This window comes from Microcoleus sp. AR_TQ3_B6, assembly GCF_036702785.1.
Lineage (GTDB): Bacteria > Cyanobacteriota > Cyanobacteriia > Cyanobacteriales > Microcoleaceae > Microcoleus.
The window spans coordinates 1-17,087 of sequence record NZ_JAUBVJ010000132.1 but is presented as its reverse complement, the minus strand read 5'-3'; the positions used below and the strand labels follow the sequence as shown (position 1 = coordinate 17,087).

Below are 17,087 nucleotides of genomic sequence, written 5' to 3'. Positions count from 1 at the left end.
AATAGCATCTATAACTGGATGGGATTACATTTTGTCAGCCCTAGCTACTGTTGCATGATTTTTGAAAATTGGTATTACACAAAATTTAGTTAATTTTTTTTACTTGCTCTATATTATATCTCAATTGGGAATTCTGGGAAAAGCGATCGCCCTTATCTTCCCAAAGTGCGATCGCCCTTATCTTCCCAAAGTGCGATCGCCCTGATATTCCTCAAGTGCAATTAAACTTGACCAGGCAAATCCAACGCAATTAATAAAGCTTGATTCAGCAGAAGTATTGCTTCATCACTAAGCATTCCTCGTAAACTCAATAAACGAGATTTAGATAATACCCGTACTTGATCTGCCATAGCGATAGAATCGTTGGTTAACCCACCGTCGGGAGCTTTAATTAATACCTGAGTGGGATAAACTCGTTTACCAGTTTGATAAGTAGTGCAGGGAATAGCCAAAACTACAGGACTATATGTATTGATTGTAGCTCGACTAACGATGATAACAGGACGGGTTCCTCCTTGTTCAGAACCCTCAACAGGTTCAAGTCTAGCATCATAGACTTCTCCCCGGTTCATACAGGAGATTCTCCCAATTGCAAGGCTTCCCAACTCGCTACCGCAAACTCAGCCTCCATCTGTAGCACTTGAGCTTGATACTCTGGATCTTGTACCATTTCAATCAGTGCTGCATCAATTTCCGATCGTTTACCCTGAGTTTGGGTTGTTACGCGATCGCGAACCAATGCTGACAATACTTCTAACAGTTGCTGTTGCTCTTCAAGAGTGAGATTTTGAGCCTGACTCAGTACCTCGCTGTAAGTAGACATAGGCCTTATGTTGAGATTTTTGGGGTGACTGTTATTATAGCAATTTAGGATCGAAGGAAGTGCGATCGCCCTTATCTTCCCAAAGTGCGATCGCCCCTCTCTTCCCATCCAAAAATAATCCCTCAATTTCTCAAATTCTCCAACACTAAAACCGTTAACCCCGGCAAAGAAGGCAACCGCGCATCATTTGTCAAGAAAAACGAAGCACCCTCACGGATAGCTGTAGCCATTTGAATAGAATCGGGCGATCGCAAATTGTAACTTGCTCTAAGTTGGGCCGCTGTTTCAGCAATATCTGGAGTTAATTCAACAACTGTTAAACTTTCTTGATTGAGCAATATTTCACGATATTCTTGAGCCAAGATCGTGTTTCCCTGTCGCAGGGGATGAACTAGCACTTCTACCAGCGTTACTGTTGATGTCACCATCCTAAAATCACCGCGATCGAACGATCTAAAGAACAGCCGCATCATCTCTAGATAGTTTGGATTTTGCTCCATAAAGTAAATCAAAGGCGCGGTGTCTAATCCCACGACTTTTCCCTGTAACTGAGCTATCCATTCCATGAATCTCGTTCCTGATTCACATATTCTTGAGCATCAATCCCATTCCAAATTTCCTCACCCAACCCTTCCAATTCTAAAATACTCCGCTTAGGTTTAGCCTGAACCCGGTGACGAACATATACTAATAATTCAGAGATGAGTCGCAGTTGCTCATCTGGTGCAAGTCTTAGAACCTGAGTCAGTACCGCGCTGTAAGTAGACATAGATTTTTCATTAAGATTTTTTAGCTGACTGTTATTATAGCAATTTAGGATCGAAGGAAGTGCGATCGCCCTTATCTTCCCCAAAGTGCGATCGCCCATTTCTTCCCAAAGTGCGATCGCCCTGATCTTCCCAAAGTGCAATTAAACTTGACCAGGCAAATCCAAGGCAATTAATAAAGCTTGATTCAGCACAAGTATTGCTTCATCACTAAGCATTCCTCGTAAACTCAATAAACGAGATTTAGATAATACCCGTACTTGATCTGCCATAGCGATAGAATCGTTGGTTAACCCACCGTCGGGAGCTTTAATTAATACCTGAGTGGGATAAACTCGTTTACCAGTTTGATAAGTAGTGCAGGGAATAGCCAAAACTACAGGGGTATATGTATTGATTGTAGCTCGACTAACCATAATAACAGGACGGGTTCATCCTTGTTCAGAACCCTCAACAGCTTCAAGTCTAGCATCATAGACTTCTCCCCGGTTCATACAGGAGATTCTCCCAATTGCAGCGCTTCCCTAATTGACTAAATTTACATCGTATTGTACGATAGACAAAGATTTATCGCATAATCGCAAATACTTGACAAATAATCTTATTACAAGTTAACAATTAAAAAAAGAGAATCTGAGACCAATGATTTCATACATAATATCATTCTCCTGGGGAATTTGCCTGCTACTATCGCTCACAGGTTGGGGAAAAGCCCTCAACCATATCCTGTTTCCCAACCAGCGAGTTGACTGGGGACAAAGAGCCGCTTGGGGTCTAGCTTTCAGCCTTATAATTGGCGGTGTATTAAACGCAACTTGGAATATCTCGCCAACCACTATTTTGATTTTTTTAGGTTTGGGACTCATTTATTGTCTAGTAGATTTGGTAAATCACAGACAATCAATAGCCACTAAGCTATCACAGCTATTTCAAGAATGTCGCCAAGATAAAATTATCTTATCAGGCATTGCCGTAGTTAGTTTTTTGATTTTAATCCAATATGCCGGATGGCTTTATACAGGCAGACTCAACTTTGCCAACATGGTGTATGCTGACGGGTTTAATACCAGCGATGACTACCACGCTTACTTAGTATTTCCCCACAAAATGCTGCAACTCGGTTCGATGGGCCTAGAGCCTTTTAGCGAAAGAAGAATAGTATCTTTGGGGGGACAGTCATTTCTCCATACTTTCATTGTCAGCGTACTTTCCGACACTAATTTAAACATCATAGACCCGAGTTTGGCGCTGATAATTACGATCGGACTAATTATCGGATTTTTAAAAGAAAATAAAGCCTCGACTAGGCGAGTAATATTTACAATATTATTGGTTCTCTTGATTCCTATACCCAAGGCAAACACTTCAAGTATCATGCTGCCTGTCGCTTTATTTTTAAGTTTGTTTAGAATCCTTGACAGCAAAGAAATAAACCGCAACTATTGGGTTTCCAATGCTTGTATTATCGCTTTAATTTCCGCCGCCATTTGTACTTTAAAATCTACTCAAATTCCCGCCTCTGTTGTTGTATTTGCAGTTAGCTACCTTTGCTATTTTCTTAGTTCAAATACAAAACTAAAAGTTGTATGGGAATTCGGGCTGGCGACAGTATTAGTAGGAATATTTCTCCTACCTTGGATGATTTCTTTGTATCAATCTTCAGGTACTTTATTGTATCCTATTTTGGGAAAAGGCTATCACGCCTCCGCCTACGGCATTACTTTCAAATCAGGTGCGACACTCTTGGGAACTGTTAAAACAGCCCTCGGAGCATTCAGAGGTATTTACATTTTGATACTGATATTGCTCGGCTGCTTGAGCTTAAGTATCCGACCTCTGAAATTTGCTAATTTACCCGCAGAATCCTCGTTCTCGAACCGCCAAGCACCTTTATCTATGACAGTTGCAGCGCTAGTAGCAACAGTTGTGGTAGGCGTGCTTACCGAAAATACCGACACTTTTCGCTATTCATTCTCTCACCTGTTTCCGGCAATTATCATATTAATTATGCTCGCCATGACTGATACAGGAGGGTTAAATAAAAACGGGATTGCTAACTTTTTTATTGTCGCTGTATTTTGTGCAGGTCTTACACTCAGCTACCGTTGGGAACTCACTAAAAGTACTTATTCAGCTTATGTGAAAAATATTAAATTCGGACTAACGAATCCATCTTTAGTTTCCGCTAAGCAAAAGTTGCAGTATGCAGCACTGCAACAGTCTATTCCACAGGGAGAAACAGTTTTAACCAGGCTAGATACACCTTTTATCCTAGATTTTAAACGCAATCAACTTTTCCTCGCCGACTGGCCGGGGGGAGCGAGTTTGCCCCCCGGAATGCCTGCATTCAAAGGTCCGGAAGCCTTGGCAAACTATTTAGTTTCCAAATCTATTCGATACATCGCTTATTCGTCTTGGAGTCTCAATCATCCCGCAGATTTTGTAGATAATTTAGGACCTGAAGTGTTATCTTGGTTTCGCCTGCAATCACAACTCTCTCACGACTTTCGGGATAACGTGCAGCAACTTGCAAAAACTCGAAAAAAGCTCTATGAAGACGGAGAAAATTTTGTGCTGGATTTGGGAACTCTGCGTAAGTAGCAACTTTTTAGATGACGACATAAAAGAGGAGATTAGATATCAAACCGAGCAGCCGGAAATGTCTGGTATAAACTTCAGCATCTGCTGGTAGCATCTTTAATACCTCTTTTTCCGATAGAAGGTTGAGATTTTCCTCTTTGGCGAAAAAATGCTTGCCGAGCAATTTCAGCAAAGCTCGAAACCAAGAGGGGGGAAACCAGTGTATTAGGGGAACAGCAGTGTGGAATTCTACGGGATACCAGCGGTTGGGAGTTGTGATGCAGCAAGTTTTGCCGACGCGGCAAAGTTCCCGAACAAAAGCTTGTTGCTGAGTCCGACTTCCGACGTGTTCGATTACGGCAAAACTCACGACTAAATCAAAACTTTTGTCGGGAAATGGTAAGCTTAATCCATCAGAACGCACGTATTTTAAACCTGGATATTCTTCTTCTAAAAACGCAGCATCTTCCATACCGACTGCGGTGATTTTGTCCTTATGCGGATAAAGTTTCTCAAAGAAATTGCAGTCTTCGCGGCGGTCGGAAGTTACTCCTACATCCAACACGGTTGTGTCGGCGTTGGGATTGGCTAATGCCATGAGCAAATCGAACATTTTTTGGCGGGCGTACCAAGATAGTTTAGTTGCGAAACCGCCTAGCTTGGGGCCAACATACTCGCTGGAGTTTTTTTCATTTAGTGTCATATAATTTCAGGTTTGAGAGCAACAGAGAACCTGGTTTAAGCCCGAGTGTTCGCAACGGATTTAACACAGGATTTGGGCAATTTAAATCATGTTTGCTGAAATTTGTAACAAAATCTTACATCTAATTATTTTACCTGCGCTTTAAGCCTAGTACGCTGAGAAAAAAGCTCGACAAAACCATCTGCAAACCGACAGTTAGGCAAGTGAGCGAGGGAATAACCAAACGCAGAGTTTTAGAAGGGTCGAGAGAACCGAAAGCTGTTTCTCTCCAGATAGTTAATGATAAGAACGAGCCAACTATTCCGATTAATATCAGTGTGACTCCGACCATCAATCCTGTCTCGAGGGTGACATAGCGAAATATTTTGTTGAGTTTGGGGTCTTCGGGCAGAAGTTTCTCGCTGATGGCGAAAACTTTGGTGAAGAAAGCGAAAGTTACTGCTTGAAAACCGACGATAATTGCGATCGCACTATAAAGCAGCGTGTGTACATCAAAGCTGATACCCCCGATTTCTTGAGTACCGGGCAACAGCCAAATGCTAACAATTAGACCCCCAATCATCAGCGCAGTACCGGGATACAGAAACAGCCACCGGGGACTGTAAAGCAGCAAAAATCGGAGGTGCCGCCAGCCATCTCGCCAAGTTCGCAGGTGCGGCGGGCGCGATCGGCCGTCCGGAGAGAGTACCGTTGGGACTTCTGTTATCCGCAACTTGTACAGAGAGGCTTTGACCACCATTTCGCTAGCAAATTCCATTCCCGTTGTTTGCAAATCCAGTTTCAAAATTGAGTCTCTCCTGAAACCCCGCAACCCGCAGTGAAAGTCGCCTGCAGGACTTGAGAAGAATAGCTTCCCAACCCACGTCAGCACCGGATTTCCTAAATATTTGTGCAGCGGCGGCATTGCCCCCGGTTTGATGCCCCCTTGAAAGCGGTTTCCCATGACTAAATCGCAGCCCCCCCGCAATTTTTCGACAAACGGGCCGAGGTTGGAAAAGTCGTAGCTGTCGTCAGCATCGCCCATGATAATATAGACTCCGCGCGCTGCGATGATGCCTCCCATAAGGGCGCTGCCGTAGCCTTTGGCCGCTACGGGTACGACTCGGGCCCCCATTCTGGTAGCGATATCTTGAGAACCGTCAGTGCTCCCGTTGTCTGCTATGATTACCTCGCCGGCAATATCAAGTTCGCGCAGGGACTTCTGCGCTTTCTCGATGCAGATTTCTAAAGTTTCTGCCTCGTTGAGGCAGGGCATGAGTATCGAGAGTTCGAGAGTGCATTCCCTGCTGGTGTTAGTCTGCTCTGCCATATGTTTGTTCTACTGTTGCTGGCGATCGACAATACTTATCTTTTCCAGTATCTATCCTTAAAATAGTAGTGGTGAAGAAAACTAAACAAAACTTAACTAAAGCTTTTAAGCTTTTTTGGAACAGCAAGTTGTGATTGTAATATAGGTTACTGAACTTATGAGTAGAAGCGTTTTTATAGTTTTGCTTGCTGCTATTTTGTGCAGTGTTTTAGGTCAATTTAGTCTGAAGGCAGGAGCCAAAATATTAGGACCCATTGGCGCTGCTAATTTAGTAGAAAAAGTCCTAGCAATGGCAACTCAGCCTTTGATAGTTGCAGGTCTGTGTTTGTATGCAGTTTCTTCGATCGGCTTTATCGTAGTTTTGTCTCGCGCCAACATTAGCATAGTCTCGCCTTTACTGTCAATTAGTTACTTGTTTACTGTTTTAGGTGGCAAACTTATATTTCACGAGCCTTTGCCGCCACTGCGGTTGGTAGGTGTGGCACTAATTATGACGGGAGTAATTTTTGTACTCAGAGGTCAAGCTGGGGGAGTAACTGGGGGCAACTAGCCGCTTTTAAGATTGACGATTGAGTGCTGAATTGATAACTTAAGTCAAAGGGTATATTTGAGCCTTCTTTTATGAAATGATGCTGCTGTATGTCTAATATTTCTGAGCCTGTGAATCCCCATCAGTTATTGAGCGATCGCACCGCAGTTCTTGCTACCATGCACCAAAAAGAACGGGTAATGGCTCCCGTTTTGGAACGAGAATTGGGTGTAAATATCCTAGTACCTGCGGAGCTTGACACTGACACTTTTGGCACCTTCACCAGAGAAGTTAAACGCTTGGGAACACAAATAGAAGCGGCTCGCCATAAAGCACAAAAAGCCCTAGAAATTGCGGGCGAGACTCTTGCCTTTGCCAGCGAAGGTACTTTCGGCCCTCACCCAATGATGCCGTATCTGCCAGCCAACAGAGAAATCGTAATTTTATTAGATAGAGCCAACAATCTAGAACTCATCGGCGACTATTTCTCGGTTGAAACTAACTACAGTCACCAGTTAGTTTCCAGTATAGAAGAAGCAGATGATTTTGCGAAACAAGCTGGATTTCCCGAGCACGCACTGGTGGTTGTAGTTGGCGACGCTGCGCTCGGTAACGGCGAAATTGTCAAGGGCATTAGGACAGAAAAACAACTTTTTGACGCGGTGACAGCAGGCTTAAAAAAATCGTCAACCGGCCGAGTTCACATCGAAACAGATATGCGGGCGATGTACAATCCAACTCGGATGAAAAACATCGAAAATGCAACTCTCGATTTAGTTAAAAAATTCAAGCAATTCTGCCCGGAGTGCGGTTGGCCGGGATTCGATATTGCTGAGACGAAAATCGGATTGCCCTGCGGACTCTGCTATTTTCCGACTCAGCTAGCGCGATCGGCAATCTATAAATGCAAAAACTGCGGTTATACTAAAGAAAAACTATTTCCAGACGGTCGAGAGACTGCCGACCCTTCGCTTTGTGAATATTGCAACCCTTAAAAAAATATAGGACTTGCCCCAGACGAGGTAGAAACCCGGTTTCTTGGCAGATACTTGGCTGGCAAACCAAAAATTTATTATCAGAAACCGGGTTCCTGTTCGTCTACGGTCCAAAAACCAGGTTTCTGCGTCGATACCCCGTTACAAAACCGAAGATTTATAGTAGAAATTGGGTTTCTTTTCATAAGTCCTAAGATAATGGTTGTACAAAATCAACTTTTTTAACACTGAGTTGCTTAAACTTATTAAAGTTTGCAACAATATTATTGATAGTTCCCTAATTAAAGTAACTAATGATAGCCGTAGAAACAGAACGCAACTGGAAACCCGTTATTAAAGAATTCGAGGCTGTAGTCGGCAAAAATGGCGTCGTGCAGCGCCGCGAAGAATTGATTGTCTACGAGTGCGACGGACTCGCCAGCTACCGCCAGCGCCCCGCCGTGGTGGTATTGCCTCGAACTACGGAGGAAGTGGCGCAATTGGTCAAAATATGCGATCGCAACTCAATTCCCTGGGTGGCTAGAGGCGCAGGCACCGGCCTTTCCGGCGGCGCTTTGCCTGTAGAAAACTGCGTGCTGATTGTCACTGCCCTGATGCGAAAAATCCTGAAAGTAGACTTAGAAAATCAGCAAGTAGTCGTGCAACCGGGAGTAATTAATAACTGGGTAACCCAAGCGGTTAGCGGCGCCGGTTTCTACTACGCGCCCGATCCTTCCAGTCAAATTGTTTGTTCGATTGGCGGTAACGTTGCCGAAAATTCTGGCGGGGTTCACTGCCTCAAATACGGAGTCACAACGAATCACGTTTTAGGATTAAAATTGGTACTGCCCGACGGTTCAATTGTCGATGTCGGTGGCGAAATTCCCGAAATGCCCGGTTACGATTTAACTGGTGTATTTGTCGGTTCCGAAGGCACTTTAGGCATCGCTACAGAAGTTACTCTGCGAATTCTCAAAGCGCCGGAATCGATTTGCGTTCTCCTAGCGGATTTTGCCAGTATAGAAGCCGCGGGGGAATCGGTTTCCGATATTATCAGCGCTGGCATTATTCCCGGCGGCATGGAAATCATGGACAACATCAGCATCAATGCTGTGGAAGATGTGGTGGCAACTGGATGTTATCCCCGCGATGCGGCGGCAATCCTACTCATAGAAATCGACGGTTTAGAAGTGGAAGTTGCCACAAACAAACAGCGAATTGCCGATATTTGCAAGCATAACGGAGCGCGAAATATCACCACAGCAAGCGACCCGGAAACGCGCCTAAAAATTTGGAAAGGACGGAAAGCTGCTTTTGCGGCGGCGGGTCATTTGAGCCCTGATTATTACGTGCAAGACGGGGTAATTCCGCGAACGCAAATGGCTTATGTTTTGAAAGAAATTGAGGGTTTGAGCGAGAAATACGGTTATCGGATTGCTAATGTATTTCACGCAGGAGACGGGAATTTGCACCCGCTGATTCTGTACGATAACTCGGTAAAAGGTGCGCTGGAAAAGGTGGAAGAGTTGGGGGGAGAAATACTCAGGCTTTGCGTGAAAGTTGGGGGAAGTCTTTCGGGGGAACACGGCATCGGTGCTGACAAGAAGTGTTTTATGCCGGATATGTTTTCGGATGTAGATTTGGAGACGATGCAGTGGGTGCGTCAGGTGTTTAATCCGAAAGGTTTGGCGAATCCCGGGAAGATGTTTCCGACGCCGAAGACTTGCGGGGAAGCGGCGAAGGCTAAGGTTGAAACTTTTAAGAAGTTGGATGGTGCAGAGGTTTTTTAATTCCCTATTTATGCGGGTAATGTCAGCAGAAGAGCACCCTGAAATTTTCTCTCTGGGGAGACCGAGCCTCTAAATATGCGTTCCCAGACTCTGGCTGGGAACTATAAAAAACGATTTTCCTCGTTTTTTAGGAGTGCGAGGGTCCCGCTCGCTTCCTGGCCTAGATCTCACGTTGGTAAGGTGCAGGCGCACCCGGCGCTAATGTTGGAGCGGAAGTCTGATAGTAAATTCCGTGCCATTGCCCAATTCCGAATTACAAGATAATTCGCCTTTGTGTCTTTCTACAATAATTTGGTAGCTAATTGACAACCCCATTCCCGTGCCTTTGCCAATGGGTTTGGTAGTAAAAAAGGTATCGAATATCCGCTCCTTGACTTCCTCGGTTATTCCCGGCCCGTTGTCGGCAATTTTGATTTCTACAAACGTGCCGACAACTTCCGTGCAAATCCTAACCTGGCTGGGACTTTCTGGCATTCCTTGACCAGCTTGCTTACTTCTGGCCTCCTCTAAAGCATCTATCGCATTGCTGAGAATATTCATGAAAACTTGATTTATCGGGCCGGCGAAACACTCAACAGGCGGCAAATTCCCGTATTCTTTTACAATTTGAATTGGGGGCTTTTCTCCGTTTCCTTTCAAACGGTGATTGAGAATTAACAGCGTGCTGTCAATCCCTTCGTGGAGGTTAACGGGTTTCATCTGTGAATCGTCGTGCCGCGAAAAGTTCCGCAGCGACTGAACAATCTGGCAAATCCGGTCCACCCCAACGCTCATTGAAGACAGTATTCTAGGTAAATCTTCAGCTAAGAAATCGAGGTCGTTGTCTTCTCTTTCCTGTTGAATTTCCTCGACTGGATTAGGATAGTGATGTTCGTACAGTTCGAGGTGGTGAAACAAGTCTTGAGTATAATTTTTGAGATGAGCGAGATTGCCGTGAATGAAGCTGACGGGGTTGTTTATTTCGTGAGCGACGCCGGCAATTAGCAATCCCAAACTAGACATTTTTTCGCTCTGAACTAATTGGGAATGAGTGGCTTTGAGTTCCTCAAGTGCTGCTGCTAGTTGAGCGGCTTGTTCTCTGCTTTGTGCTTCGGATTTATGCAATGCTTCTTCGGCTTGTTTGCTCTGGGTGATGTCTCTCTGTACGCCAATAAAATGAGTTAATTTGCCACTTCGATCGCGCACGGGAGATATTGAGAAACAATTCCAGAAAGTGGTTCCGTCTTTGCGGTAATTCTTTAATATTACCTTGCATTCGCTCCTTGTTTGCAAGGCTTTGCGAATTATTTCTACTGCCACCGGATCCGTCTCGCTTCCCTGCAAAAATTGGCAGTTTTTCCCGAGAATTTCCTCCCGCCGATAACCTGTCATGCTTTCAAATGCGGGATTGCAATAAATAATAGGGTGTTCTGGGTGAGTGGCGTCAGAAATCGTAACTCCGGTGCTAGTAGCTGCTATAGCTCGATCGTACAACCAAAGCATTTCTTCTGCCCGCTTGCGATCGGTAATGTCCCGCAGCGTAGCTAAATAAGCCATTTCTCCTTCCCATTCCGTTTCCACCACCCGCATTTCTACTACAGCATTTTCTTTGTGCTTGCGAATTGCTTCAACTTCTGTTTGCACGACGCGAGTTCCTGGTGCTTCTGTTTTTCCCACTTGGGGAATAATATCCGTGTCCATCTCAATGTCGCAAGCTGAACCTTCGACGACCAACTCGCCAAAAAATACTTGACCTAAAAGTTCCTCTGCTTTGCAGTTAAACAGCGCTTCTGCTGATGGGTTCGCAAAACAGACAAGTCCTCCCTTATTAACGATTGCTATGCCGTCGGCATTTTTTTCGATCACATTCCGAAACCGAGTTTCGCTAGCTTTCAAATCCTGCCTTAGCTGTTCCATCGCTCGCTCCATCTGCTGCAGCTCGCACAAACTAAGACTATAAGCTTCTGAAATGTTGGCTTCGGTCGAAGTCTCAGCTATTTTTTTTGCCATTTCTTGGTACTCTGTTCTAGGGGTCATATTTGTAACCGTTGTTGTCTGGATACTGGTAATATTACGGAGGTTATTTTCGGAACCTGCTTCTTGAAAAAACATATTTAAACCATACCAAATTATTTGTTAGAGATAGGTGTTGCGATCCCCAATTTTGCGGAAAATTTAGGGAGAGAACAATTTCTTCCCGATGCTAGCACATTACTTTTAGAATTCATCCTATATAAAAGATCGTTAAAATTCTCTAGCCCTCGCGAGGGAATTATCTATTACGCTTTCTTAAGTAATTTAAACAACATTGACACTTACGTAGCGAGCCGAACTGTGAAGGCTGGAGATAGCTTCAATCCCCGTCGCACGGGACAAAATAACCTGCTCCCCGCGCCAGTAATAAATACTTATAAGCCTCTGGCAAGTATAAAAAATTATATAATTTTGATTAATAATACGGTTCAAAATAATCGGGCTCATCTTTAAATCTGCAATAATTCTCATAATTAGCAATTACCCAATCATTTCCCGGCCGCCAGATTTGATATAGAATATAACGTGTCTATTTTTGCGACCGCAACTTCAAACCAATGGCACGTCTAGCACTCCTGAGCACATCGAATAAAACCGGACTAATCGACTTAGCGCGCAGTCTAGTAGAAGAATTTGAATTTGACATAATTAGCAGCGGCGGGACAGCAACTGCGCTCAAACAAGCTGGAATTCCCGTCACAAAAGTTGCGGAATATACCAATTCTCCCGAAATTTTGGGAGGGCGAGTCAAAACACTTCACCCACGAATCCACGGAGGTATTTTAGCGCGCCGGGATGTACCGGAAGACCTCGCAGATTTAACCGCAAATCAAATTCGGGCGATCGATCTAGTTGTAGTCAATTTGTATCCATTTGAACAGACAATTTCTCAACCAGGGGTTACAATAGCAGACGCAATTGAGCAGATAGATATCGGCGGGCCGGCCCTGCTGAGAGCTTCAGCCAAAAACCACGCTCATTTGACAGTTTTGTGCAATCCCGACCAATACAATACTTATTTAGCAGAACTGCGGCAAAATGACGGGGAAGCATCCTTAAAGTTCCGGCAAAGATGTGCGCTGGAAACATTTAAACATACAGCTAACTACGATCGCGCGATCGCAACTTATCTCAGCAGCCAATCCGCTGCTGAAGAATCTGGGCTACCAGAGCAGTTTAATTTATCAGGAAAAGAGTTGCAAACTCTCCGCTACGGCGAAAATCCCCATCAAGCCGCCACCTGGTATCAAAGCGGAAGTACACCGACAGGCTGGACGACTAGCACCATCCTGCAAGGCAAAGAATTAAGCTACAATAATTTAGTAGATTTAGAAGCAGCAAGGCGGCTGATCGTAGAATTCCCCGACACCCCCGCCGCCGCTATCCTGAAGCATACAAATCCTTGCGGCACAGCCTTGGGAAAAACTATTTCTGAAGCGTATCAAAAAGCCTTCGACACCGATTCTGTCTCAGCTTTCGGCGGAATTGTCGCCCTCAACCGCCCGATTGATGCTGATACCGCAACGGCCTTAACTCAAACATTTTTAGAATGTATCGTCGCGCCGGGGTGCGAACCAGAAGCCGAAGAAATTATCAAGAAAAAGGCGAAAGTTAGAGTATTAATTTTGCCAGATTTGACTCAAGGGCCGCCACAAACTGTTAAAATTATTGCAGGCGGTTTGCTGGTGCAAGAGTCAGATAATATAGTAGAAGAAACTAGCAAATGGCGCGCAGTTACTGAGAAACAGCCGACGGCGACAGAGTTGGAAGAATTGCTGTTTGCTTGGAAAGTAGCCAAACACGTCAAATCTAATGCGATCGTTGTGACGCGCGATCGCACTACAATCGGTGTGGGCGCGGGACAAATGAATCGCGTCGGATCGGTTAAACTAGCATTGGAACAAGCAGGAGAAAAGAGCAAAGGAGCGATTTTGGCCAGCGATGGTTTCTTTCCCTTCGACGATTCAGTCAAAACTGCGGCTGAGGCGGGAATAATTGCGATCGTCCAACCGGGCGGAAGTATGCGCGATCGAGATTCCATTGAAGCCGCCAACCAACTCGGAATCACAATGGTTTTCACCGACATCCGTCACTTTTTGCATTAGGAATAAAAAACAGAATACCAGCTCCTCGACTTCGCGCCTAGTTGTCGGGGAGAGCAGAAAAGACTACTAATAACTAACGGCTATGACTACAATTCAACAGCAAATTAAACCCCAAGACGTAAAAGTTAAAATCCTACTGACTGGCGGACATCAGTGCACCGTCACCCTCAAATCCGACACACCATTATTACACAGCCTTGTCAAAACATTAGTCGATCGCACCCAACAAACACCCGGTTTTTCCACCTTATTTCAGATTCCCATAGATGATGGGCGTTCCGCCCTTTCTTTTCCCGGCGATCACCTAGTAGGATTAGTCACAGAACCCCCTATTTACTTGCAGCAACTGCAACCGCAGCCACCAATTTCCGTAGTAACTCCCCCCGAAGTTCCCGCCGAAATTCCCACGCCTGCGCCTGTAAATGACGACTTAATATCTCGCTACGCCCAAATTGACAACTTTTTGACAGCCGCCGAAAAGAACAAACTCATCAAATATGTTTTAGCAAAAGAATCACAGTTTGTGACTACCAGCACCTCAACTAATGCCGACGACTACCGCCGTTCGATGGTACTTCACTCCTTCCCGGAATTTTCGGAACTGATGGTTAATCGCATCAAGGCAATTCTCCCCGACGTGCTGCGCAAATTAAATATTCCCTCATTTCCGGTTGGTGAAATAGAAGCTCAGTTAACCATGCACAATGACAACAACTTTTACAAACTTCACAACGACAGCGGCTCTCCAGATACCGCAACCCGATTTTTTACTTATGTTTACTATTTCTATCGAGAACCAAAAGCTTTTTCAGGTGGCGAATTGCTGATTTATGACAGCAAAATCGAAAATAACTTTTATGTAGCGGATGATACATTCAGAACCGTTGAGCCTCGCAATAACAGCATCGTATTTTTTCTAAGCCGCTATATGCACGAAGTTTTGCGAGTTAGCTGTCCCTCGAAAGCTTTTGCTGATAGCCGCTTTACTATTAACGGCTGGGTGCGCAAAGCAAATTGAAGTAACACTAAATCCGGCTGGATTATCCTCTATCGCTCGGCGGTTGAAACCGCTACTGTACAAACAAATTCAGCCCGCGCGGACTCAATATTAAAGGGGGTAAATTAACTCAATAAACCCCTAGGGGCGGTTTCCCAATAGCCTTAAAAAGTCCAGATACAGGGTATCCCAGGTTTATGAAGCAGCTTTAGACACGGCCGTGGCTCCTGTCCCTACGGGGAGCGATAGACGGGTGTACTTCATCAACCTGGGATACGCTGTAGATTAAATAAATCCGCCCCAAACCCGCGATATTACTCCTGTGCTCCAGCACTCTTGAGCAATTTTACCACGGTGGAATAACGTTTAAACTCAGCCAGCATTAAAGCTGTATAATTTCCCGGATTTTTGTGGTTTAGTTGTGCACCAGCATCGATTAAAAGCTGTACGGCACCGACACAACCGCGATGTGCAGCCCACATTAAAGCGGTTGCGCCCGAATCATCGAGCAAGTTGACATCCGCACCTTTTTCGACTAATAATTGGACGATCGCCACATAACGCCGATCGCACGCTTTCATTAAAGCCGTTTTCCCCAAATCCGCCGGGACATTGGGATCGGCACCGCCGTCAAGCAAAGCCTTCACCGTCTCGGTATGTCCGTGAAACGCAGCCAGCGTCAAAGCCGTCTCGCCAAAGTTTTTAGCATTCAGATAATCAGCGGGATTTGAGTTTACTTTTTGCAGCAAAGCCGATACGATCGCACTGTGGCCGTGAACGGCCGCCACCAGTAAAGGCGTATCGCCCAACCGATTTCTAGAACCGACACTAGCACCTCGGTTTAAGAGCAATTCGACGACATCTTCGCAGCCTTCAACCACGGCAAAATTCAAAGCAGTTTCATCATCTTTATCTTTAGCGTTGATATCGGCGCCAGCATCGAGTAACATATGGGCGATCGGCGCATTTCCCCCAGCAGCAGCGGCCATCAAAGCCGTGCCCCCATCTCCATTTTTCACATTCGGATTAGCACCCGCACCCAGCAAACATCGCACCACATCAGTATTGCCGGAATCCGCAGCCAAAGTTAAAGCAGTTTCGCCGTCTTTGTCGCGAATTTCGACATCAGCACCAGCAGCCAACAGCGCCTCGACAACAGCCAAATTTCCCGCCGTCGCAGCGTACATCAAAGCAGTTTTGCTTTCGAGATTTTTAACATTAGCATCCGCGCCGCGATCGAGCAAAATTCGCACAATTTCCGCGCTACCTTGACGGACAGCTAAAAACAGCATAGAATTGTCAGCAACAGCACCCGCATCTGCCAAAGCTTTGACAACAGCTTCGTGCCCCGATAAAGCAGCTATTTTCAGAGCCGAATCTCCATCTTTATCTCGGACATTTACATCAGCATTAGCATCAAGTAACATCCGCACAACATTGATATCGCCCTTGAGAGAAGCGGCCATCAAAGCCGTACTTCCATCATCATTTTTAGCATTAACATCAGCACCCGCAGCCAGCAACAGCCGCACAGAGTCAGCCTGTTTGTGAGCGGCCGCCAGCATCAAAGCCGTCAAGCCAAAACGCCTGCTCACATGGTTGACATTAGCGTCATTGTTTAGTAAAATACGCACGATTTCTGTATAGCCCTTTTGGGCAGCAAACATCAAAGCCGTCGTCCCCTCAGAGTCTTTGGCGTTTGCGTCAACTCCCTTAGCGAGTAAAGCTTGGACGTGAATAATGTTGCCAGTCTTGGCGGCTTGGATTAATACAGCGTCTTGTTTAGTGGCAGGCATAATAGTCTCTCATACCGTATATTTTTACCGTCGCATGAGACGGCCTGACTGGTATGCTAAGTTTTATGAAGTATGTTTGCTAATCCTGAGAACACTATGAATCTCGAAATTCCTCAGTCAGTGAAAGTTTGGAGCCAATTCATCCACCCAATTTTAATGTGGGTACTGCTGGCTATCTCATTTTATGCTTTGTATCTGGGCCTTCAAATCCGACGTACCAGAAGTGCGGAAGGCGAACTCAAAAAAGAGTTAATTAAGGGCAAATTCAACGTCAAGCACCACCAGATGGGTTCTTTGCTGTTAGCCTTGATGGTTACGGTTGCGATCGTCGGGATGGGCGTCACCTACATCAACAACGGCAAGCTATTTGTGGGGCCGCACTTGCTAGCAGGGTTGGGAATGATGGCAATAATTGCGATCGGAGCCTCGCTGACTCCTTTGATGCAAAAAGGCAATGATTGGGCGAGAAACACTCACATCTTTCTGAATATTGTGCTCTTGGGGCTGTTTGGTTGGCAAGCGGTATCAGGCGTAGAAATCCTGCAAAGAATTATCAGCAAAATGTGAGGATTTGGGTAAAATTGCTAATCACTAATTGCTTTGGGGCGATTAGTGATTAGCAATTAATACCAATTTTCAAAAATCATGCAACAGTAGCTAGGGCTGACAAAATGTAATCCCATCCAGTTATAGATGCTATT

16 protein-coding genes are annotated in these 17,087 nt (G+C 45.1%); 7 read left to right on the top strand and 9 right to left on the bottom strand.

Annotation, left to right across the window (positions count from 1 at the left end; genetic code table 11):
* Positions 1 to 221 precede the first annotated feature (221 nt).
* The 5 genes from QUB56_RS34405 to QUB56_RS34385 form a co-directional block, all read right to left on the bottom strand.
* Complete coding sequence (locus QUB56_RS34405) at positions 222 to 572, bottom strand: type II toxin-antitoxin system PemK/MazF family toxin (RefSeq protein WP_190739752.1); 351 nt, start codon at positions 570 to 572, stop codon at positions 222 to 224.
* Positions 569 to 823, bottom strand: coding sequence for a hypothetical protein (locus QUB56_RS34400; RefSeq protein ID WP_332960837.1), 255 nt, complete (start codon positions 821 to 823; stop codon positions 569 to 571). The genes QUB56_RS34405 and QUB56_RS34400 overlap by 4 nt, the downstream gene beginning before the upstream one ends.
* Positions 824 to 945: 122 nt before the next feature.
* Positions 946 to 1,389 (bottom strand): PIN domain-containing protein, encoded by a 444-nt coding sequence (locus QUB56_RS34395; RefSeq protein ID WP_332960836.1) that lies wholly within the window; start codon positions 1,387 to 1,389, stop codon positions 946 to 948.
* On the bottom strand, positions 1,377 to 1,733 hold the full coding sequence (locus tag QUB56_RS34390; RefSeq protein ID WP_332960834.1) for a hypothetical protein: 357 nt from the start codon (positions 1,731 to 1,733) through the stop codon (positions 1,377 to 1,379). The genes QUB56_RS34395 and QUB56_RS34390 overlap by 13 nt, the downstream gene beginning before the upstream one ends.
* The gene (locus QUB56_RS34385) at positions 1,734 to 2,009 is read right to left on the bottom strand and encodes a type II toxin-antitoxin system PemK/MazF family toxin (protein WP_332960838.1); all 276 of its coding nucleotides are present in this window, start codon (positions 2,007 to 2,009) and stop codon (positions 1,734 to 1,736) included.
* Between the two features lie 223 nt (positions 2,010 to 2,232).
* Here QUB56_RS34385 and QUB56_RS34380 point away from each other — a divergent pair, with 223 nt between their 5' ends.
* Positions 2,233 to 4,191, top strand: coding sequence for a hypothetical protein (locus QUB56_RS34380; protein WP_332960833.1), 1,959 nt, complete (start codon positions 2,233 to 2,235; stop codon positions 4,189 to 4,191).
* Positions 4,192 to 4,198: 7 nt separating this feature from the next.
* Here QUB56_RS34380 and QUB56_RS34375 read toward each other — a convergent pair whose 3' ends face one another.
* A complete protein-coding gene (locus tag QUB56_RS34375; RefSeq protein ID WP_332960832.1) occupies positions 4,199 to 4,873 on the bottom strand; it encodes a class I SAM-dependent methyltransferase in 675 nt (224 codons plus the stop codon).
* Positions 4,874 to 5,003: 130 nt separating this feature from the next.
* Entirely contained in the window at positions 5,004 to 6,182 is a 1,179-nt protein-coding gene (locus tag QUB56_RS34370; protein WP_332960831.1) for a glycosyltransferase family 2 protein, read from the bottom strand.
* Positions 6,183 to 6,339: 157 nt separating this feature from the next.
* Between QUB56_RS34370 and QUB56_RS34365 the strand changes: the two genes are divergently transcribed.
* The 3 genes from QUB56_RS34365 to glcD all read left to right on the top strand — a co-directional run bounded on the left by QUB56_RS34365 (position 6,340) and on the right by glcD (position 9,475).
* Positions 6,340 to 6,732, top strand: a complete 393-nt coding sequence (locus QUB56_RS34365; protein WP_332960830.1) for a transporter — start codon at positions 6,340 to 6,342, stop codon at positions 6,730 to 6,732.
* 89 nt (positions 6,733 to 6,821) lie between these two features.
* On the top strand, positions 6,822 to 7,706 hold the full coding sequence (locus QUB56_RS34360) for a DUF6671 family protein (RefSeq protein WP_332960829.1): 885 nt from the start codon (positions 6,822 to 6,824) through the stop codon (positions 7,704 to 7,706).
* Between the two features lie 293 nt (positions 7,707 to 7,999).
* The gene (glcD, locus tag QUB56_RS34355) at positions 8,000 to 9,475 is read left to right on the top strand and encodes a glycolate oxidase subunit GlcD (RefSeq protein ID WP_332960828.1); all 1,476 of its coding nucleotides are present in this window, start codon (positions 8,000 to 8,002) and stop codon (positions 9,473 to 9,475) included.
* A 198-nt stretch (positions 9,476 to 9,673) separates the two neighbouring features.
* Here glcD and QUB56_RS34350 read toward each other — a convergent pair whose 3' ends face one another.
* A complete protein-coding gene (locus QUB56_RS34350) occupies positions 9,674 to 11,491 on the bottom strand; it encodes a PAS domain S-box protein (protein WP_332960827.1) in 1,818 nt (605 codons plus the stop codon).
* A 554-nt stretch (positions 11,492 to 12,045) separates the two neighbouring features.
* Between QUB56_RS34350 and purH the strand changes: the two genes are divergently transcribed.
* Complete coding sequence (gene purH, locus QUB56_RS34345; protein ID WP_332960826.1) at positions 12,046 to 13,593, top strand: bifunctional phosphoribosylaminoimidazolecarboxamide formyltransferase/IMP cyclohydrolase; 1,548 nt, start codon at positions 12,046 to 12,048, stop codon at positions 13,591 to 13,593.
* Between the two features lie 82 nt (positions 13,594 to 13,675).
* A complete protein-coding gene (locus QUB56_RS34340; RefSeq protein ID WP_332960825.1) occupies positions 13,676 to 14,611 on the top strand; it encodes a 2OG-Fe(II) oxygenase in 936 nt (311 codons plus the stop codon).
* Positions 14,612 to 14,904: 293 nt separating this feature from the next.
* Here QUB56_RS34340 and QUB56_RS34335 read toward each other — a convergent pair whose 3' ends face one another.
* Positions 14,905 to 16,386, bottom strand: a complete 1,482-nt coding sequence (locus QUB56_RS34335) for an ankyrin repeat domain-containing protein (RefSeq protein ID WP_332960824.1) — start codon at positions 16,384 to 16,386, stop codon at positions 14,905 to 14,907.
* 96 nt (positions 16,387 to 16,482) lie between these two features.
* Between QUB56_RS34335 and QUB56_RS34330 the strand changes: the two genes are divergently transcribed.
* Positions 16,483 to 16,953, top strand: coding sequence for a DUF4079 domain-containing protein (locus QUB56_RS34330; RefSeq protein ID WP_332960822.1), 471 nt, complete (start codon positions 16,483 to 16,485; stop codon positions 16,951 to 16,953).
* The last annotated feature ends 134 nt before the right edge of the window (positions 16,954 to 17,087 follow it).